The organism is Nonlabens sp. Asnod3-A02 (assembly GCF_045063755.1).
GTDB classification, from domain to species: Bacteria; Bacteroidota; Bacteroidia; order Flavobacteriales; family Flavobacteriaceae; genus Nonlabens; species Nonlabens xylanidelens.
Map to the genome: position 1 here is coordinate 205,823 of NZ_JBEFOC010000007.1, position 18,457 is coordinate 224,279.

An 18,457-nucleotide genomic window follows, 5' to 3' on the forward strand; every position below is an offset into this window, starting at 1 on the left:
GGTTTTTTTATGCTTATAAAATAGTAACTATTTAGGGCTTACTTTACTTTGTAGTAAATTGTATTTAGAATCACCTAAAAGTTGTTTTAATTCTGTTTGATATGCATTCATGATATCGTTTTTTCTACCTTGAACATCAGTAGCTTCTTTTCCTTCACGAGAAAGACGATCTAGTCTACTTTCTTTAGTAGTAACTATTTCACTCAGTTGACTGCGTTTATCACTTTCTAAATTAGTAATATCCATAATCTTATCAACTTTAGCATCCATTTTAGAATTAAAATCTTGGACTCTAGCAGTAGTTTTTCTACTTAATTCTTGTTGTGCTGGGCTTATTTCTTGTTGTGCAAACGTCACAGAACTGGCAAGAACAGCCGCAATAAATAATACTTTTTTCATGATGGGTGTTTTCTAGTTTCTAAAAATAAGAATTTATTTGGATAATAAAATAAAAAGCTGGACTCAATTAAGAATCCAGCTTTAGTAAAAAGGGAAAGTAATACGTTGTTAGTTAATTACTTTAAGATTGACTAGTTACGATTTCCTCTTTTTTCATCTTGTCCTTTTCTGTGCTTGCCACCTCTTTTTTTTCCTTTAGATCGCTTTGCCATCATCTTTTCCCATTTAGCATATTGATCAGCATTGAGAATGCTTTTCATTTCACGTTTCATGGCAATCTTTTTTTCAAGAGCAGCTTCAGACTTTGTGAACCTTTGTTCTTCAGTAAGTTTTTCTCTGTCTTCTCTTTTCATTTTATTAGACTTGCGATCTTTCGCTTCTACTAATAATAATTTTTCAACTTGAGATTGTTGTTTAGAGTCTAGGTCTAAAACTAGAGTCATTTTCTTAGATTGTATAGAAGCAATTTGCTCTGGAGTACGATCTTTTTTTCCGTTGTTAGCTTGTGTAATTCCTACACTTAAAATAGCTAATAAAAACAATATCTTTTTCATGTGTTTATGTTTTAATGTTACAATTCTATGACATGATATTTTCAATAAGGTTTAATGAAAGCACAAAAAAAAGTCATGCACTGGGCATGACTTTATAATTTTAACAATATGTAAACTGTTGATAATGATCAGTTTTGATCAGGTTAATCAGTTTTTGTTGATGTCTCAGAACTTGTCGTTTTTGAATCACCTTCACTGTTATAAGCTTTATTTAATTCTGTGATTACGGTTTCAGTAATATCACTAGCTTCATTTCCATAAACTAATCCGCCAGAGTTATTTTTACCGAATACAAAAGAGTAATTGTTCTTTTTTGCATGAGATGCAATAAACTCTTCTACATGAGTATTTAGTTCTTTTAAATCTTTGTCTAGTTGCTCTTGCATACTTTGCTCTTGAGCCTTCATTTGAGACTCTACCATTTGCCATTTTTGACTAAATGCTACTATCTCAGGATTGTTTTGTTGCTGCTGCTGGCTTAGTCTACTAAATTTTGCCTGCATAGGTGCTGCCTCTATTTGGTAAGCCATTCCTAGACTATCTGTCTTCTTTTTAAAATCTTCTTGTTTCTTTATTATTACTGCTTCAAGGTCAATTTTTTCTTGATATTCTTCATAGACTTTTTCACTGTCTACAAATGCTATTTTTTGAGATTCTTGACAAGATGCTGCGCCTATTAAAATAACTGCTAGGGCGATAAATTTTTTCATTTGTGGTTTTTTAAATTTTGCCAAATGTATTCATATTAATTATCTAAAACAACGTCATGGATCATGATCAAGTGTATTTTATTAAAAGCTTCAAAAAACTTATTTAAGAAGTCTTTTTAGAATTAAATATAATTTAAGAGCTTCTGAAAAAAAATCAAAAAAAAACCTGCTGATTTATTTAAATCAGCAGGTTTTAAATGGAGTAGTGAAGTTTTAAACTACTTCTACAAAAAGTCCGTCTTCAGTTTTAGAAACCTTAGCGACCTTTTTACCTGTAAGTCCTTTAATAGATTTGTCCCATTTCTTACCGCTTAAACCAGCTTGATCTTTAAGAGCAGCTAGCTCAATTTTACCAGACTTAGAAAGTAGTTCAAAAACGTGTTTTTCATCTTCGTTAAGCTCTACACTTGTTGTGTTTTCTGGCTTCATTTGAGGGAAGAAAAGTACTTCTTGTATAGAAGGGTTGTTTGTAAGATACATGATCAAACGGTCCATACCTATTCCTAATCCTGAGGTAGGAGGCATTCCATATTCTAGAGCTCTCAAGAAATCTTGATCTATAAACATAGCCTCGTCATCACCACGGTCTGCTAGTTTTAATTGTGCTTCAAAACGTTCTCTTTGATCAATAGGGTCATTTAACTCAGAGTATGCATTTGCTATCTCTTTACCACAAACCATTAATTCAAAACGCTCTGTTAATTCAGGATTATCACGATGTTGCTTACATAACGGTGACATTTCTTTAGGATAGTCTGTGATAAAAGTAGGTTGTATGTACTGTCCTTCACATTTTTCTCCAAAAATCTCATCGATAAGCTTTCCTTTACCCATGGTTGCATCTACTTCTATTCCTTCCGCTTTCGCGAAAGCGAACAACTCTTCTTCACTTTTCCCATGGATATCAAACCCAGTAAAATCAATGATAGACTGGCGCATGGTTACTCTAGGGTAAGGCGCTTTCCATTCTATAGTATGCTCACCAAATTGGCTCGTCGTTGCCCCATTTACTTTTACAGCACAGTTTTCTAATAATTTTTCTGTAAAATCCATCATCCAGTTGTAGTCTTTATAAGCTACGTAAATTTCCATTGCGGTAAATTCTGGATTGTGTGTACGATCCATTCCTTCATTACGGAAGTTTTTACTGAATTCATAAACACCATCAAAACCACCTACTATAAGTCTCTTTAAATACAGCTCATTTGCGATACGCATATAAAGAGGCATGTCTAGAGAGTTGTGGTGTGTTATAAATGGACGTGCAGACGCTCCACCTGGAATAGGTTGTAAAATAGGAGTCTCTACCTCAAAATATTCGCGGTCGTTAAAGAACGATCGCATAGCATTAAAAAGTTTAGTTCTTTTAATAAAAACCTCTTTAACGTGTGGGTTTACAGCAAGGTCAGCATAGCGCTGTCTGTAACGCATTTCAGGATCATTAAACTCGTCATAAGTCTTTCCTTCAGCATCTGTTTTAGGCAGTGGTAATGGTTTTAAAGATTTACTTAATAAAGTATATTCTTTAATATTAACCGTAATCTCACCTACTTGTGTTTTAAAAAGCTCTCCTTTAATACCTATAAAATCTCCTAGGTCCAGTAACTTTTTAAACACGTCATTATACATAGATTTATCATCCCCAGGACATATCTCGTCGCGGTTAAAATATACTTGAATACGACCGTCTGCATCTTGAATCTCACCAAAAGAGGCTTTCCCTTGAATCTTCTTACGCATTAATCGACCAGCGATTACTACCTGTTTACCTTCCTGGAAATCGGCTTTAATCTTTTTAGACGTATTATCTACTGGATAAAGTGCCGCTGGATAAGGATCTATTCCCATCTCGCGCAGCTTGCCGAGTTTCTCACGGCGTACGATTTCTTGTTCAGAAAGTTGCATAATGTTTATTTGAATTAAGCTTGCAAAGATAACTTGGTATAACCGTGTAACAAAATAGAATTCTGTAAGTCTTTTATATAGGCAGCTCTTATTAACACGACTTTTTGATAATTTGCTAGACGTTAATATGTACATGGTTGCTTACCATTAATTAAAAGACTTTAAAGTATGAGTATTTGGCGCGTTATTTTGGCCATCATTTTTCCACCACTAGCCGTTATAGGTAAAGGCTGCGGTTCTATAATTATAGTATTCTTGTTGACACTACTAGGTTGGATTCCTGGAGTAATTGCGGCATTGATTATTTTGAATAATCCTGATAGGTAAATACTATCTCTTACTATAAGGTAAACTGATTACTTACTTTTACCTTTGCAACATGAATAAGAAAGTAAATTTTCAAGATCTAGGACGCAAGGATTATAAAGAAACTTGGGACTACCAGGAGCAACTATTTAAAGATATTCTCGATACTAAAATCAAGAATAGGAGAGAAGAAGCTGGTCTAGAGACTCAAAATCATTTACTATTTGTAGAGCATGACCATGTGTATACATTAGGTAAAAGTGGCGACTTAGAAAATCTACTAGCAAACGAGGGTTTACTTAAAAATATAGGAGCAACTTTCTATAAAATTAATCGTGGTGGTGATATTACCTATCATGGACCTGGACAGATTACTGGTTACCCTATTCTAGATCTAGATAATTTCTTTACCGACATCCATAAATACCTGCGCTTTTTAGAAGAGGTGTTTATTAAAATTCTAGCCGACTACGGACTTAAAGGAGAACGCAGCGATGGTGAGACAGGTGTATGGCTAGACGTAGGAACTCCATTTGCACGCAAGATTTGTGCACTAGGTGTAAGGGCTAGTCGCTGGGTGACCATGCATGGCTTTGCTTTTAATGTAAATACTAATCTGGGTTACTTTGACCACATAATTCCTTGTGGTATAGAAGATAAGGCGGTTACGTCTCTTGCTGCAGAACTTAAAAGAGAGGTTGACATGGAAGAGGTGAAAGCTAAAATTCAACAATACTTTGTAGAGCTTTTTGAAGCAGAGTTAGTTTAAGAGAGTTGTTTTTTTGATCATTCCGCTTTCGCGAAAGCGAGAACACATATACATCATACATATTTTTAATCTATCAATTACTTACTACATGTTTAGTAATAAGGTTCTTATGTGTTTATTTTATTCTATTTAGAATCATTCTATATATTTTATCAATAGTACGGATGCTTATTATAAGTAATAACAATTGATAAAAGAATCACTTATGTTTATTTAATCTAAATAAGGGTTTTATCTTTGCGCTCGCAAACAAGTAATTATTTATATCAAGTCTAAATAAACCTAAAATGAGAATTACCAAAATATCTATTTTATCTATCGCAGCTATTACAGCTACATTATTCACATCTTGTGATAGTGATGATGACGTGGCAACTATCGCTGTTGAAACTCCTGCAACTTATTCTTTCCAAAGAAATAGTGCTACAACGGTAAGTTATTCTGGACAGTCTACGAGAATCGCAATGGCCGAAGAAATTAAGTCTGGTTTTAAAAATACAGCACTTACAGAAACACAATTAGATAATATGTTTGCTCATATAGAAGGAGCAAATGATTTTACTGATGCAGATTTAAACGCATCTGATAAAAGTGTACGTAGTAAAGTAGCAGCGAGTGCAGATTTTTTCTCTGCAAACACAACGGTTGCAGCAGCTATCAAAGCAGATTTTGATGGTTTTATCTCTTCTCAAGTAAACGATGTATTTCCAGTATGGAATTCTAATGCTGCAGCTGGTGTTGCAGGACAGATTCAACAAGCTGGTGGTGGTACAGTAAGATATGTAAATGCAAAAGGTTTAGAATATGATCAAGCGTTTGCCAAAGGTCTTCTAGGTGCACTAATGACAGATCAAATTCTTAATAACTACTTAAGTCCAGCTGTTCTTGATGCAGGAGATAATAGAGTTGATAATGATAACGCTGTTCTTGAATCTGGTAAGAACTATACTACTATGGAGCATAAGTGGGACGAGGCTTTTGGTTACCTATACGGTGCTGAGCCAGATGCGACTGCACCAGTTTTAGATCAAGATAGTTTTTTAAGTGAATATCTAGACCGTGTGGAAGGTGATAGCGACTTTACAGGTATTGCTGCAACTATATATGACGCGTTTAAATTAGGTCGTGCTGCGATAGTAGAAGGTGATTATGATTTAAGAGATGAGCAAGCAAATATTATTAAAGAAAATATATCAATGATACCAGCAGTAAGAGCTGTGTTTTATCTTCAAAGTGGTAAAGGAAACTTAACAGCAGATCCTGCAAGAGCATTCCATGCACTTTCTGAAGCTTATGGTTTTATATACAGCTTACAGTTTACTAGACAACCTGGTACTACTCAACCTTACTTCACAAAAACTGAAGTAGACGCTTACCTAGCAGAATTAATGACTGGTAACGGTTTTTGGGATGTAGATACAGCAACTCTAGACAGAATCTCTGATGAGATTTCTGCAAGATTTACTTTTACTACTGCACAAGCAGCAGACTAAAAGTCATAATTAGCCAATTTAAAATTTCAAAATTGCTCTCGGGCAGTTTTGAAATTTTTCTGGATTAAAAGATTAACATTAAGTTGGTGTTGTTAATGAGTCACATTCCCGACTACCATCTTAAATTTGCAAACTTTTTAAAATTAAAAAATGAAGTTAAGAAACTTAGTATTAGTACTTTTTGCAGCGATCGCGATAGGATCATGTAGTGAGTCTGAAGATGATGGAGTAACAACTACAGATAGCTTTGATAGAAGAGCTTTGCTAGAAAATGCGGCAGATAATATTATTATCCCAGCATTACAAGATTTAAGTGACGACTTGAATTCGCTTAAAACTTCCAAAGATCTTTTTATCGCAACGCCTAATCAGGCAAACCTAGATGATCTAAGAGAAGAGTGGCTAGATGCTTATATGACATGGCAATATGTAGAGATGTTTAACATAGGTAGAGCAGAGGAGATTTTATATTCTTTCCAGATGAATATCTATCCTACAAATGTGACTGATATTCAAAATAATGTTGCGAGTGCATCTTATGATTTAACAAGCCCTAATAATAATGACGCAGTAGGTTTTCCTGCAGTAGACTATTTACTTTATGGAGTTGCAACAGATGACCTTAGTATTCTAGATATCTACATAAATAATACAAATGCTCAAGGATACAAAGATTATTTGAGTGATCTTATTGATCAAATGGATGCATTAACCACTACGGTTTTAAACGACTGGACAGGTTCTTACAGAGATACATTTGTAAATAGTACAGGAAATACAGTGACTAGTTCAGTAAACTTATTGATAAATGATTTTATCTTTTATTATGAAAAAGGACTGAGAGCTAATAAAGTAGGTATACCTGCAGGAGTATTTTCTACTACACCTCTAGCAGATAGAGTAGAAGGTCTTTATAGTAAAGAATTTTCTAAAGAGCTTGCTCTAGAAGGTTTACAAGCCGTAGATGATTTCTTTAATGGTAGAGCTTATAACGGAACTACAACAGGGCTTAGTTATGCAAGTTATGTGACAGAATTAAGAACTAATAATGGTACTTCAGACCTTACCACTACTATAAATAACCAACTAGCTGCAGCAAGAGCACAAATGAATGTACTGGATGATAATTTTGCAAATCAAGTAAATACAGATAACACATTAATGACTAGAACTTATGACGAGTTGCAAGTTGCTACTGTTTTATTTAAAATAGATATGTTACAAACACTAAATATAAGTGTTGACTTTGTAGATGCAGACGGTGACTAATCGATAACTAATATTTAAAAAAGGTTGCCCATCTTTGTGGCAACCTTTTTTTTGGAATGAAATCAAAAATTCATACATACTTTAATAGGACAACATCTGCGGCGCCACTGGCGGTTTTCCGTATTGGTTTTGGGGTCATGATGTTATATAGTATTATAAGATTTGCAGCTCATGGCTGGATCAATACTTTATATATAGAACCACAATTTCATTTTAGTTATTATGGGTTCAGTTGGGTGCAGCCTCTAGGTAATGCGACCTATTTGATTTTTGCACTTTGTGGACTGGCAGCATTATTTGTTGCCTTAGGTTATAAATACCGTATATCTATGCTAGTGTTTTTTCTTAGTTTTACCTACATCGAGTTGATGGACAAAACTACCTATCTCAATCATTATTACTTTATAAGTGCATTAAGTTTTTTACTACTTTTTTTACCAGCAGCACGTTATTTTTCCATAGATACTTTAGGCAATACTGTTGCAAAAGATGAAAAAAAACAAACTCCTCAAATACCTCAATGGACTATAGATAGTATAAAATTACTTCTAGGAGTAGTTTATTTCTATGCAGGTCTGGCCAAATTGAATAGCGACTGGCTCATCAAAGCCATGCCTTTAAAAATATGGTTGCCTTCAAAATATGACATACCACTATTAGGAGACCTCATGCAACTAGAATGGGTGCACTATGCCTTCAGCTGGTCGGGAATGTTGTACGATTTATTTATACCGTTTTTACTTTTATATAAAAGAACAAGAATTGTCGCATTTGCAGCCGTGGTGATTTTTCATGTGTTGACGCGTGTTTTATTTCCTATCGGTATGTTCCCATTTGTCATGATAGTAAGCGCACTTATCTTTTTTGATTCTGGACTGCATGAAAGTATCATTAGTTATATAAGAAGAATGTTGTTGCCATTAAAGAGGTTTTTTATTCCGCTTTCGCGAAAGCGAATACCTAAAAAAGCAATGGAACTTAAATACAAGCGATTCATTTCACCAGTTTTAGGTGTTTTCTTTGCTTTACAATTGCTATTACCATGGCGTTATCTAGCCTATCCAGGAGAGTTATTCTGGACAGAAGAAGGGTATCGATTTTCATGGCGCGTCATGCTTATGGAAAAAATGGGAAGCGCTCAGTTTAAGATAGTAGATGAAGATGGGAAGTCGTTTTATGTACAAAACAGTGACTTCTTGACTCCATTTCAAGAAAAGCAAATGAGCTATCAGCCAGATTTTATTTTACAATACGCACACTTTTTAGGAGATCATTTTACAAAACAAGGACATAAGGATGTAGCGGTTTATGTGGATAGTTACGTAGCTCTTAATGGAAGATTAAGCCAGCCGTACGTAGATAAAGCGGTAAATTTGTACGCGATTAAAGAATCATTCCAGCATAAAAGCTGGATTTTACCATTCAACGATGAGATTAAAGGATTATAGTTTTATAATAATAGCTCTATTAATGAGCTGTAGTGCGATAGCACAATTTAAAATATCTGGAAAAGTAACCGATGCTGTAACTGGTGCTGCTATCAATGATGTAGATATTTATGATAAAGATGCTGGTGTACTCGCGACTACAGACGCAAGTGGTAATTACCGTTTTGAGACTAAAAAAACGGCTCTTACTCTCGTTTTCTTTACTTATGAATATGATGTGTTAGAAACCACTCTTTCTATATCTAGCGATGCTGTTCATAATTTTAAATTAAAGGAACTCTCTGAACAATTAACTGCTATAGAAATAACAGCTAGAAAGGAAAAGATATTCCAGATAGAACGGTTAAAAGATGTAGAAGGAACGGCGATTTATGCCGGTAAAAAGACAGAAGTTGTTCTTATAGAAAACTCTACGGCAAACCTTGCTACTAACAATGCGAGACAAATTTACAATCAAGTAGCTGGGCTTAATATTTATCAAAATGACGATGCAGGTTTACAGCTTAATATAGGTGGTCGTGGACTGGACCCTAATAGAACAGCAAATTTTAACACACGCCAGAATGGTTATGACATCAGTGCAGATGTTTTAGGTTATCCAGAAAGTTATTATGCACCACCTACAGAGGCTTTAGGTAGCATACAGATTATACGTGGAGCGGCTTCTTTACAATATGGAACACAATTCGGTGGGTTAGTAAACTTTGTTATTAAAAAGCCTAATGCTACTCAGCCTATTGAGTTTATAACTCGCAACACGGTAGGAAGTAACGGTCTGTATACTAATTTCTCTAGTCTTAGCGGTACAGTTGGTAAGTGGAGTTATTATACCTTTTTTAATTATAAGCGTGGTGATGGTTTTAGACCTAATTCTGGTTTTGAATCTAAGAATGCTTATGCTCATGTAGGTTATCAATTTAATAAGAAAACTAAAGTAACTGCCGAGGTTACTTACCTGAATTACCTAGCGCAACAGGCTGGTGGTTTAAATGATAATCAGTTTCAAGAAAATCCTTTTCAAAGTAATAGAGAGCGCAACTGGTTTGAAGTAGACTGGTTGCTTTATAACGTTACATTTTCTCACGATTTTTCTGAGGATACTAAATTTACTTTTAGTGCCTTTGGACTCGATGCACAAAGAAATGCTTTAGGTTTTAGAACCAATAGAGTAGATCAAGTAGATCCAGGAACAGAGCGTGATTTAATAAAAGGAGAGTTCAACAACTTTGGTGCAGAGGCTCGTTTCTTAAGTAATTATGAGCTAGCTGGTAAAAAATCAATTTTCTTGATAGGTTCTAAATTCTATAAAGCAGATAATACCAGCCAGCAAGGCCCAGGAAGTGACGGTAGTGATGCAAACTTTGATTTTCAAACAGAGGAATTTCCTAATTATCCCAATCAAAATGAATTTGTGTATCCTAATTTAAATGTTTCTCTTTTTGGTGAGAATATCATTTACCTGAATGATAAACTATCTATTACTCCTGGTTTTAGACTGGAATATATAAAAACAGAAAGTGACGGTTTCTCTAGAGAAATAAGAACAGATGCTGCTGGAAATGTCATTTTTAATGAGCGTGTAGATGAGAACCGTGTCAATGATAGAACATTTGTATTACTGGGTTTAGGGTCTAGTTATAAGGCTAATAAATCATTAGAGTTTTATGGAAACATATCTCAAAACTACCGATCTGTTACTTATACAGATATAAGCACGGCAAATCCAGCTTTTGAGATCAATCCAGATATTGATGATGAAAAAGGCTTTACAGCAGATGTAGGTGCTCGCGGTAATTTTAATGATTTTGTATCCTATGACGCGAGTGTATTTGCACTAGTATATCAAGATCGTATAGGTTTTAGACAGATCGTGTCTGACGGTCGTGTAAAAAGTGAGAGAGGTAATGTAGGTGACGCTTTTATCTATGGACTAGAGAGTCTGGTAGATTTTAATTTGAATAAATTGCTTATTAATGATACAGACTATGTGTTTAATCTGTTTTTTAATACATCTGTTTTAAGTTCTGAATACACCAGTTCTGAAGAGAATGGAGTAGAAGGTAATAAGGTAGAATTTATACCAGAATTTAATTTTAAGACAGGTTTAAAATTTGGTTATAAGAACTTTTTGGCTAGCCTTCAATACTCTTATCTATCAGAGCAATTTACAGATGCTACAAATGCTGTAGACGGTAATTTAAGTGGTGTAATAGGTTCTATACCATCTTATGATATCATGGATTTTTCTACCTCTTATAAGTTTAATAAGCGATTTAAGTTAGAGGCCGGAATCAATAATGTGCTCGATAACGCTTACTTCACAAGAAGAGCAACTGGTTATCCAGGACCAGGAATCATACCGTCGCCTAACCGTAATTATTACATGACGCTAGAGATAAAAATCTAGGTGTCTAAAAGTTAAGATCTAAATAGCTAGAACCTGACTGATTTAAGATTTTGGAAAAGTTTGTAGAGTAGAGAAGAATAAGCTGAAACCTCAAAACAACTTTTACTTTTTACTACCTTTAGCTATTCATTAAAAATACAGACATGGGAAAATTTGAAATATATAAAAATAAGTCAGGAGAGTTCCGTTTTAGACTTAAAGCATCTAACGGTCAGACTATTCTTGCTAGTGAAGGTTATACGACCAAAGCCGCTAGAGATAATGGTATAGAATCGGTACGTAAGAATTCTCAAGATGAGAAACGCTTTGTAAACGGAGTTAGCAAATCAGATCAGCCTTATTTTAACCTTACTGCAACTAACGGTCAGGTAATAGGTAAAAGCGAGATGTATAACTCTGAAGCCGCTAGAGATAATGGAATCGAGAGCGTTATGAAAAATGCGCCTGAAGCAAAGGTGGTAGAGTCTTAGAACTATTCTAGGTTAAAAAAAAATCCCTTTTCAATTTTAATTGAAAAGGGATTTTTTTTGATTATTTAATTTAACATCCTCTAGTCCATGAAATGATATCAGATTTTAAGAATATCCATTTGTTGTCGGTTTTTTCAAATTCTAAGAGGTGGAGTTGAGTAGTTGAAACCGTGTTTTTGACTAGTACATAAATTATAGCTTTAGTTCCAGTCGAGGAAAGCAAGGGGAAAGAAAGAGATGCATGATTTTCATTTGTTTTACGTTTTATAAAATCAGACTTTACATAACGTTTAATTTTTTCACCATTGGTTTTTTTGAGTTTTTCTGCTGTAGAATTATAATTAACTTTAATACCACCTACATTAACTAGTAATGTATCACTCAACACGATATCAAATAGATAAACATTTTCAGTTAAAGAATCATTCTTATTCTTCTCTAAACGAACCTTTACTTCATCAAATTTTTTAGAAAAAGAAACATCTAATTTTTCAAGTAAAGAATTGTTTTCAAATTTCTTATAAATTCGCAAATTTTCTTTTTCAAATCTATCTAACGTTATCGAAATAAGTGATCTATAATCTTCTTCTGTTTGAGAAAAAGATTGCAGCGACGTGAACAGAGTAAGAAATAAACTAAAAATAGCGATCAAGTTTCTATTTTTCATTGCTTAGTTTTAATGATTAATTATCATTCACCTTTCCTAACCTTTACCTCAAATAAAGTTGGGCTCAAACCATCTTTTATATAATAAAGTCCGTCTTCTCTTAATTCCATATCAGGGAATACGTTGTATGGACTGCCATCATGCTCGGCAAATAGCTCTAGTGTTAATCCTGCATTTATCAAGGATTGAATAACTTCACTTAGAGAATGATTCCAGCCGTATTCTTTAGAAATCATCTCAGATTTTTGGTCGGCATAGGTGCCTGGATATTCTTCGTAGATAGCTTCATTTTGTGCATAATGATATTTTAAAGAAGGCTCTTCTTCTGTATAGTCTACCATCCATAATATAGGATGAAATTCCACTAAGTAAAAAATGCCTCCAGGTTTTAAACGTTCTGCAATCATTTGTGCCCATGGTTTTAAATCGGGCAACCAGCCTATAGTTCCATAACTAGCAAATACTATGTCAAATTGCTCTTTTACATATTGCGAGGTTTCTAATACATTACAACACACAAATTTTGCTGGTAGTTCTAGTTCGGCGCTCAGTTTTCTAGCTCTATCGATAGCCTTGTCAGATAGGTCTACAGCTGTAACTAGAGCACCTTTGTTGACCCAGCTTAAAGAGTCCTGGCCAAAATGACATTGCAGATGCAGTAAACTCTTGCCGGTTACATCTCCTAGAGCGTTTAATTCATAAGAGTTTAATGAGTTTCTCGCTTTCGCGAAAGCGTGCTTATCATAAAAATCACTCTCATAATGAATCTCTGTCTTTTTATTCCAGGTTTCTTTATTGGTCTCAAATGCTTTCTGTAAATCCATGATAGCAATTTAGGAAAGTTTAAACAGTTAAAAAACAGCTACCGAGGTTGTTTTGTTTTACCTTTGAGCTGATAAGTTAAACAAATGAAACACATAGACCAACAAGAACTTAAAAGTTACGAGCGCATTTATAGAGGTAATCTTGTAAATAGTATTACTGGTTTTAAAAGCGCCAACTTGCTTGCGACGCGATCAAAAGATGGTGTGAATAATGTGGCTATTTTTAGCAGTGTAACACATCTAGGTAGCGATCCAGCCTTATTTAGTTTTGTCCAAAGACCGCTAGGTCATGGTGTGGGACATACCTATTATAATCTTAAAGAGACTGGTGAAATCACGCTTAATCATGTGAGTAGAACTCTTGTAGAACGTGCACATCAATCTAGTGCTAAGTATGATGCAAGTATTTCAGAATTTGAAGAATTAAACATAGAGCTGTCAGAAAGAGATGGTTTTAACGCTCCATTTGTAAAAGAATCTCCAGTTCAAATTGCTGCCGAATATGTGAATGAATACCCTCTAGAAGAGAATAATTGCATTCTAGTAATTTGTAAAATCACCGATATATTTTTTAAAGAAGAGATCCAGTCACAAGATGGATGGTTAGATCTAGGAAAAGCTGGTACAGTTACTATTAATGGATTAGATGGTTATGCCACAGCACAAGTAGATAAGAGACTTTCATACGCTCAGGTAGGTAAAAAATTAACGGAATTATAGTCCATGCGCAATCAACACAATTTACCTACTAAAACCTGTCCTGTCTGTAATCGTGATTTTACATGGCGCAAAAAATGGGAGAAGAATTGGGAGACAGTAAAATATTGCAGTAAAAAATGTAGCTCTAATAAGTGATTTGTTAATATGTCGATGATGTAAAAAATACATTGAGATAGAATTTAACTAAGTCGCCCTGCGAAGGCTTGACAGATAAGAAAGATTTGAATTCAAAATATTTCTTCTGAGTTTAAATTTAAGTTTAGATTTTAATTTATACCGTATGAATAATTTAGTTTGGTTTAGAAACGACTTAAGAGTACAAGATAATCAAAGTTTAAAAGCTGCTTGTGAGAATGACGGTGCGGTGATAGGCGTTTATTTCTTTGATCCTAATTTTTACGAGAACAGTAAATTTGATCTAGATATAGAGTTGCCATTTGGTAAGACCGGTAACTATAGAGCGCAATTTATAAGAGAAGCCGTAGAAGATTTAAGAGTCAATTTAGATAAATATAATATTCCATTATTAGTTTTTCATGCTTCGCCTGCTCAGGTTATTCCAGATTTAATCGATAAACTCGATATTAAAAACATCTATTTACAAAAGGAATGGACTCGAGATGAATTGCAACAAGAAGAAGACCTAGGTAAAGCCATAGAAAAAGCAGGACTTAAAAATCAGGTAAAAGGACATCGTGTTTACGATCAATTTTTATTTCATCCAGAAGATGTACCTTTTGAGAGTTGGAATCAAATACCGCGTGTTTTTACTGAATTCCGCAAGAAGTGTGAGAAGCAATCTACGGTTAGAGAATTAGTCGGTATAGACGGTTATACTCAAGTAAAACCACAAATTGAAGAAACCCAAATACCAACTTTAAAAGACTTAGGGCTAGAAGACTTTAAAAAAGACACTCGCAGTGCTTTTCCATGGCAAGGTGGCGAGACTGCTGCCTGGGAACGACTCGATCATTATTTCTGGCAAACTAAAAAACTTCAATACTATAAAAAGACTAGAAATGGACTTCTAGGTATAGATTACAGCAGCAAATTCAGTGCGTGGCTGGCGATAGGTTGTATATCTGCACGACAGATTTATCACGAAGTACAACGATTTGAAAAAGAGATCAAAAAGAATCAAGATACCTACTGGTTAATCTTTGAATTGATATGGAGAGATTTTTTCAAGTTTGTATCCCTTAAACATGAAAGTCAGATTTTCATGTTAGGTGGTATTTTACAGAAGGAATATGAATGGAAATCTAGTTTACGAGAGCTGGATAAATGGATCAATGGTACTACACACGAGGCTTTTGTAAATGCAAATATGAAAGAGCTGTCCACAACAGGATGGATGAGTAATCGCGGTAGGCAAAATGTTGCCAGCTACTGGTCCATGCACAGAGAACAAGATTGGAGAATAGGAGCAGCCTACTTTGAGCACATTCTTATAGATTATGATGTGCATTCTAATTATGGTAACTGGATGTATAACAGTGGAGTAGGAAATGACCCTAGAAATAGAACATTTAATATCCAGTTGCAAGCCAGCCGTTATGATAGTGATAGAAAGTTTCAACGACTGTGGCTGCAAGAAGGGTTATTTTAAAATTGAAAATTAGCAAGGGAATCTCATAAATTTTTGACTTTAAAAACAGATTAGTTAATAGACTTTTAATTTGACTATTTTTTTAATTCAGGTTTTGATTTAAGTTTAAAAACTTGGTATATAATAATGTAGTTCCATTTTGTGATGGCTTGGCAATAAACTTAATAGATAAACTACCATGAAAACACTACGATTAATATTAGGAGATCAATTGAACCACCAGCACTCTTGGTTTCAAGAAGATCAAGAACACGTGATTTATTTCATGGCAGAGATGCGTCAGGAAACAGATTATGTAACGCACCATATTCAGAAAGTGGTTGCATTTTTTATGGCGATGCGTGGTTTTAATGAGTGGATTAATGATCGTGGTTGGCAAAGTGTTTATTATCAATTAGATGATAAAGAAAACACTCATGATTTAATAGAAAATCTAAATGAGCTTATTAAAGAACATAAGATTGAAAAATTTGAATACCTCGCACCAGATGAGTGGCGACTGGACCAGCAATTACGTGATTTTTGTAAATCCTTAGAAATAGAATGGCAGGGTTATGACAGCGAGCATTTTTTAACTAAAAGAAAAGATGTAGAAAAATTCTTTGAAGGGAAAAAGCGCTGGACTATGGAGTATTTCTATCGCGATATGCGCAAGAAATACGACATCATGATAGAAGGCGATAAAGAACCAGAAGGTGGTAAATGGAATTATGACCAGAGCAATCGTAAAAAATGGGACGAGAAAACTGCTATACCACATGAAAGAGGTTTTAGAAAAGGAGTAACTGAAATAACAGATTTACTAGAAAAAGAAGGAGTTAAAACCATCGGTCGCATCGATGCTAATAATTTCAATTGGCCTACAACTAGACAAGATGGGCTGGACGTTTTAAATTATTTTTGTGAGTATTTATTAGTTCATTTTGGAGATTTTCAAGATGCGATGCATACCGATCAAGATTACTTATTCCATTCTAGGTTGAGCTTTGCGATGAATTGTAAATTGCTTTCTCCGCTAGAGGTAATTAAGACTGTTTTATCTCGCTTTCGCGAAAGCGGAGCACCACAAATAGACATCTCACAAGTAGAAGGTTTTATAAGGCAAATTCTAGGCTGGCGAGAATACATGCGCGGTATGTACTGGAGTTACATGCCTGGATATCAAACTAAGAATAAATTAGAAAATAGAAATAAACTCCCAGAATTTTATTGGACAGGAGAGACTAAAATGAATTGTTTAAAACACTCTATTAATAATTCATTAGATAATGCCTATGCGCACCACATACAGCGATTAATGGTGACTGGTAATTATGCCTTGCTCACCATGACTGACCCTAGTTATGTGGATGAGTGGTATCTAGGAATCTACATTGACGCCATAGAATGGGTAGAGATTACTAACACGAGAGGTATGTCACAATGGGCAGACGGTGGTCTGGTCGCGACTAAGCCCTATGTGTCTAGCGGTAGTTATATCAATAAAATGAGTAATTACTGTAAAGGTTGTGCTTATAAGGTTTCTAAAAAGAAGGCAGAAGAAGATGCTTGTCCTTTTAATTCTCTTTATTGGAATTTTCTTGAAGAGAAAAAAGAACATTTTAAAGGCAATCAACGTATGAATATGATGATGGCTTTACTTAAAAAAATGGATCCAGAGTTGTTGGAGAAACACCAGTCACGTGCTAAAGATGTGATTGCTCATCCAGAGAGGTATTAAGGTGTATTATTATGCTTTTTATATAAAAACGATGTTTATAGGTGTATAAGTGTCGTTATTTTATGAATAACTTACGATAATCTGTTAAACTATGGTGAATTGCTATTTTGTTAACAAAGGTAAGCTCAGACTATTCCTACATTTGTATCGAACCAATAAAAAAGAAATATTATGAGAAGTATACTTTGGCTAGTAGCAGTAATTTGTGTAATCATTTGGGTACTAGGTCTAGTAGGCATAGGCGGCGGAATGGGAGAGAGTGGATTAATTCACATTTTACTTGTAATTGCTGTAATCGTCGTACTAATAAATATTATTTCAGGTAGAAAGCCTCTATAATAACAACTTAAATTAACCTAACTAAACTAAATTATTATGATCAAGAAATTTGTAGTTATCGCAATAGCAGCAATGTTCACTTTAGGAACGGTAAGCTGTAGAGAAGAAAAAACACTAGGGGACAAGGTAGAAGATGTCGCTGATGATATAGAAGATGCAGTAGATTAATTTTCTACCGCTATAAATTTAAAAACCGCTCTGTAAAGAGCGGTTTTTTTATGCAATAAATCTATTCACTATTTTAAACTAGATAAATATGGCTGTTATCTATCTAGTATCTGGTTAAAATTACTCTACTTCAAAAGTAAAAGCAACCTCAACGTCTGACTCACCACCTGCACCAGATAAAGTGTTGTCATTAGGTTTTGTAGGCTCGTGACGTAATACTACATTAAGTACACCAGTACCTACAGCTCCAGTTTGGAATGTAGTCTGTACACCTAATGGGTTACCGTTAGAATCTACATCTATTTTTGCAATACTAACATCGCTAAGAGTAGAGATATAAAAAACCTCATGCTCATCTGCTTCTTCAATAACCTCTTCAGTAATATTTTCTGAAGGTGCTATAGATTCATTAAGAAAACGCACCGTACCATTATAAGTGGCATTTGCATTTACAGCACCAGTAATAGTAATTACAGGAGCGTTAGGTCCATCACCATCACTATCTACTGATTTAAATAAAGCAACGTTAGTAGCATCTGCTTGGTTAGTAAGTTCTAGTTCTACAGTTGTAATAAGCTCTTCTTCATTGATGATTGTTACATCATCATCGTCAGAACATGATGCGATAGAAAGTAATGCTACTGCGGCTAGAATTTGGATTGAATTTTTCATTGTTTTTA

Annotated in this window: 20 protein-coding genes; 13 read left to right on the forward strand and 7 right to left on the reverse strand. The window is 34.5% G+C overall.

Going from position 1 to position 18,457, the window contains the following annotated elements; all coding sequences use genetic code 11:
- Positions 1-27: 27 nt before the first annotated feature.
- The 4 genes from ACJJVN_RS04200 to lysS all read right to left on the reverse strand — a co-directional run bounded on the left by ACJJVN_RS04200 (position 28) and on the right by lysS (position 3,568).
- On the reverse strand, positions 28-399 hold the full coding sequence (locus ACJJVN_RS04200; protein WP_405377234.1) for a hypothetical protein: 372 nt from the start codon (positions 397-399) through the stop codon (positions 28-30).
- Between the two features lie 131 nt (positions 400-530).
- A complete protein-coding gene (locus ACJJVN_RS04205) occupies positions 531-953 on the reverse strand; it encodes a hypothetical protein (RefSeq protein WP_104515576.1) in 423 nt (140 codons plus the stop codon).
- A gap of 143 nt (positions 954-1,096) precedes the next feature.
- Positions 1,097-1,663 carry an OmpH family outer membrane protein gene (locus ACJJVN_RS04210; RefSeq protein WP_405377235.1) on the reverse strand — a complete coding sequence of 189 codons (567 nt, stop codon included), beginning with the start codon at positions 1,661-1,663 and terminating at the stop codon, positions 1,097-1,099.
- Between the two features lie 213 nt (positions 1,664-1,876).
- On the reverse strand, positions 1,877-3,568 hold the full coding sequence (gene lysS / locus ACJJVN_RS04215; RefSeq protein ID WP_104515575.1) for a lysine--tRNA ligase: 1,692 nt from the start codon (positions 3,566-3,568) through the stop codon (positions 1,877-1,879).
- A 168-nt stretch (positions 3,569-3,736) separates the two neighbouring features.
- Between lysS and ACJJVN_RS04220 the strand changes: the two genes are divergently transcribed.
- The 7 genes from ACJJVN_RS04220 (at position 3,737) to ACJJVN_RS04250 (ending at position 11,730) form a co-directional block, all read left to right on the forward strand.
- Complete coding sequence (locus ACJJVN_RS04220; protein ID WP_015362843.1) at positions 3,737-3,895, forward strand: YqaE/Pmp3 family membrane protein; 159 nt, start codon at positions 3,737-3,739, stop codon at positions 3,893-3,895.
- Between the two features lie 52 nt (positions 3,896-3,947).
- A complete protein-coding gene (gene lipB / locus ACJJVN_RS04225) occupies positions 3,948-4,643 on the forward strand; it encodes a lipoyl(octanoyl) transferase LipB (protein ID WP_104515574.1) in 696 nt (231 codons plus the stop codon).
- Positions 4,644-4,930: 287 nt separating this feature from the next.
- A complete protein-coding gene (locus ACJJVN_RS04230) occupies positions 4,931-6,136 on the forward strand; it encodes a DUF4856 domain-containing protein (protein WP_405377236.1) in 1,206 nt (401 codons plus the stop codon).
- A gap of 150 nt (positions 6,137-6,286) precedes the next feature.
- Positions 6,287-7,405, forward strand: coding sequence for an imelysin family protein (locus ACJJVN_RS04235; RefSeq protein WP_405377237.1), 1,119 nt, complete (start codon positions 6,287-6,289; stop codon positions 7,403-7,405).
- A gap of 56 nt (positions 7,406-7,461) precedes the next feature.
- Positions 7,462-8,853 (forward strand): HTTM domain-containing protein, encoded by a 1,392-nt coding sequence (locus ACJJVN_RS04240; protein WP_405377238.1) that lies wholly within the window; start codon positions 7,462-7,464, stop codon positions 8,851-8,853.
- Positions 8,834-11,260, forward strand: coding sequence for a TonB-dependent receptor domain-containing protein (locus tag ACJJVN_RS04245; RefSeq protein WP_405377239.1), 2,427 nt, complete (start codon positions 8,834-8,836; stop codon positions 11,258-11,260). Before ACJJVN_RS04240 ends, ACJJVN_RS04245 begins: the two co-directional genes overlap by 20 nt.
- Before the next feature lie 143 nt (positions 11,261-11,403).
- Positions 11,404-11,730 (forward strand): YegP family protein, encoded by a 327-nt coding sequence (locus tag ACJJVN_RS04250; protein WP_104515569.1) that lies wholly within the window; start codon positions 11,404-11,406, stop codon positions 11,728-11,730.
- Between the two features lie 70 nt (positions 11,731-11,800).
- On the opposite strand, the gene ACJJVN_RS04255 is transcribed toward ACJJVN_RS04250, so the two are convergent.
- On the reverse strand, positions 11,801-12,397 hold the full coding sequence (locus tag ACJJVN_RS04255; RefSeq protein ID WP_405377240.1) for a hypothetical protein: 597 nt from the start codon (positions 12,395-12,397) through the stop codon (positions 11,801-11,803).
- 23 nt (positions 12,398-12,420) lie between these two features.
- Entirely contained in the window at positions 12,421-13,221 is an 801-nt protein-coding gene (locus ACJJVN_RS04260; RefSeq protein WP_405369597.1) for a class I SAM-dependent methyltransferase, read from the reverse strand.
- A gap of 84 nt (positions 13,222-13,305) precedes the next feature.
- On the opposite strand from ACJJVN_RS04260, the gene ACJJVN_RS04265 reads away from it, so the two are divergent.
- From ACJJVN_RS04265 to ACJJVN_RS04290, 6 genes are all read left to right on the forward strand, one after another.
- A complete protein-coding gene (locus ACJJVN_RS04265; protein ID WP_104515566.1) occupies positions 13,306-13,941 on the forward strand; it encodes a flavin reductase family protein in 636 nt (211 codons plus the stop codon).
- A 3-nt stretch (positions 13,942-13,944) separates the two neighbouring features.
- Positions 13,945-14,076: a DUF2256 domain-containing protein gene (locus ACJJVN_RS04270; protein WP_104515565.1), complete on the forward strand. Its 132-nt coding sequence runs from the start codon at positions 13,945-13,947 to the stop codon at positions 14,074-14,076.
- A gap of 145 nt (positions 14,077-14,221) precedes the next feature.
- Positions 14,222-15,550 carry a DASH family cryptochrome gene (locus ACJJVN_RS04275; protein ID WP_405369596.1) on the forward strand — a complete coding sequence of 443 codons (1,329 nt, stop codon included), beginning with the start codon at positions 14,222-14,224 and terminating at the stop codon, positions 15,548-15,550.
- A 178-nt stretch (positions 15,551-15,728) separates the two neighbouring features.
- Positions 15,729-17,270 carry a cryptochrome/photolyase family protein gene (locus tag ACJJVN_RS04280; RefSeq protein ID WP_405377241.1) on the forward strand — a complete coding sequence of 514 codons (1,542 nt, stop codon included), beginning with the start codon at positions 15,729-15,731 and terminating at the stop codon, positions 17,268-17,270.
- 171 nt (positions 17,271-17,441) lie between these two features.
- Entirely contained in the window at positions 17,442-17,609 is a 168-nt protein-coding gene (locus tag ACJJVN_RS04285) for a lmo0937 family membrane protein (RefSeq protein WP_104515563.1), read from the forward strand.
- A gap of 36 nt (positions 17,610-17,645) precedes the next feature.
- Positions 17,646-17,777, forward strand: coding sequence for a hypothetical protein (locus tag ACJJVN_RS04290; RefSeq protein WP_262497513.1), 132 nt, complete (start codon positions 17,646-17,648; stop codon positions 17,775-17,777).
- 120 nt (positions 17,778-17,897) lie between these two features.
- Here the strand turns inward: ACJJVN_RS04290 and ACJJVN_RS04295 are convergent, their stop codons facing one another.
- Positions 17,898-18,449, reverse strand: coding sequence for a type 1 periplasmic binding fold superfamily protein (locus tag ACJJVN_RS04295; protein WP_405377242.1), 552 nt, complete (start codon positions 18,447-18,449; stop codon positions 17,898-17,900).
- Positions 18,450-18,457 lie beyond the last annotated feature (8 nt).

Bases quoted from the DNA above. Each gene is read 5' to 3' on its own strand.
- ACJJVN_RS04200 (WP_405377234.1), bottom strand. From the start codon at position 399: ATGAAAAAAGTATTATTTATTGCGGCTGTTCTTGCCAGTTCTGTGACG.
- ACJJVN_RS04205 (WP_104515576.1), bottom strand. From the start codon at position 953: ATGAAAAAGATATTGTTTTTATTAGCTATTTTAAGTGTAGGAATTACA.
- ACJJVN_RS04210 (WP_405377235.1), bottom strand. From the start codon at position 1,663: ATGAAAAAATTTATCGCCCTAGCAGTTATTTTAATAGGCGCAGCATCT.
- lysS (WP_104515575.1), bottom strand. From the start codon at position 3,568: ATGCAACTTTCTGAACAAGAAATCGTACGCCGTGAGAAACTCGGCAAG.
- ACJJVN_RS04220 (WP_015362843.1), top strand. From the start codon at position 3,737: ATGAGTATTTGGCGCGTTATTTTGGCCATCATTTTTCCACCACTAGCC.
- lipB (WP_104515574.1), top strand. From the start codon at position 3,948: ATGAATAAGAAAGTAAATTTTCAAGATCTAGGACGCAAGGATTATAAA.
- ACJJVN_RS04230 (WP_405377236.1), top strand. From the start codon at position 4,931: ATGAGAATTACCAAAATATCTATTTTATCTATCGCAGCTATTACAGCT.
- ACJJVN_RS04235 (WP_405377237.1), top strand. From the start codon at position 6,287: ATGAAGTTAAGAAACTTAGTATTAGTACTTTTTGCAGCGATCGCGATA.
- ACJJVN_RS04240 (WP_405377238.1), top strand. From the start codon at position 7,462: ATGAAATCAAAAATTCATACATACTTTAATAGGACAACATCTGCGGCG.
- ACJJVN_RS04245 (WP_405377239.1), top strand. From the start codon at position 8,834: ATGAGATTAAAGGATTATAGTTTTATAATAATAGCTCTATTAATGAGC.
- ACJJVN_RS04250 (WP_104515569.1), top strand. From the start codon at position 11,404: ATGGGAAAATTTGAAATATATAAAAATAAGTCAGGAGAGTTCCGTTTT.
- ACJJVN_RS04255 (WP_405377240.1), bottom strand. From the start codon at position 12,397: ATGAAAAATAGAAACTTGATCGCTATTTTTAGTTTATTTCTTACTCTG.
- ACJJVN_RS04260 (WP_405369597.1), bottom strand. From the start codon at position 13,221: ATGGATTTACAGAAAGCATTTGAGACCAATAAAGAAACCTGGAATAAA.
- ACJJVN_RS04265 (WP_104515566.1), top strand. From the start codon at position 13,306: ATGAAACACATAGACCAACAAGAACTTAAAAGTTACGAGCGCATTTAT.
- ACJJVN_RS04270 (WP_104515565.1), top strand. From the start codon at position 13,945: ATGCGCAATCAACACAATTTACCTACTAAAACCTGTCCTGTCTGTAAT.
- ACJJVN_RS04275 (WP_405369596.1), top strand. From the start codon at position 14,222: ATGAATAATTTAGTTTGGTTTAGAAACGACTTAAGAGTACAAGATAAT.
- ACJJVN_RS04280 (WP_405377241.1), top strand. From the start codon at position 15,729: ATGAAAACACTACGATTAATATTAGGAGATCAATTGAACCACCAGCAC.
- ACJJVN_RS04285 (WP_104515563.1), top strand. From the start codon at position 17,442: ATGAGAAGTATACTTTGGCTAGTAGCAGTAATTTGTGTAATCATTTGG.
- ACJJVN_RS04290 (WP_262497513.1), top strand. From the start codon at position 17,646: ATGATCAAGAAATTTGTAGTTATCGCAATAGCAGCAATGTTCACTTTA.
- ACJJVN_RS04295 (WP_405377242.1), bottom strand. From the start codon at position 18,449: ATGAAAAATTCAATCCAAATTCTAGCCGCAGTAGCATTACTTTCTATC.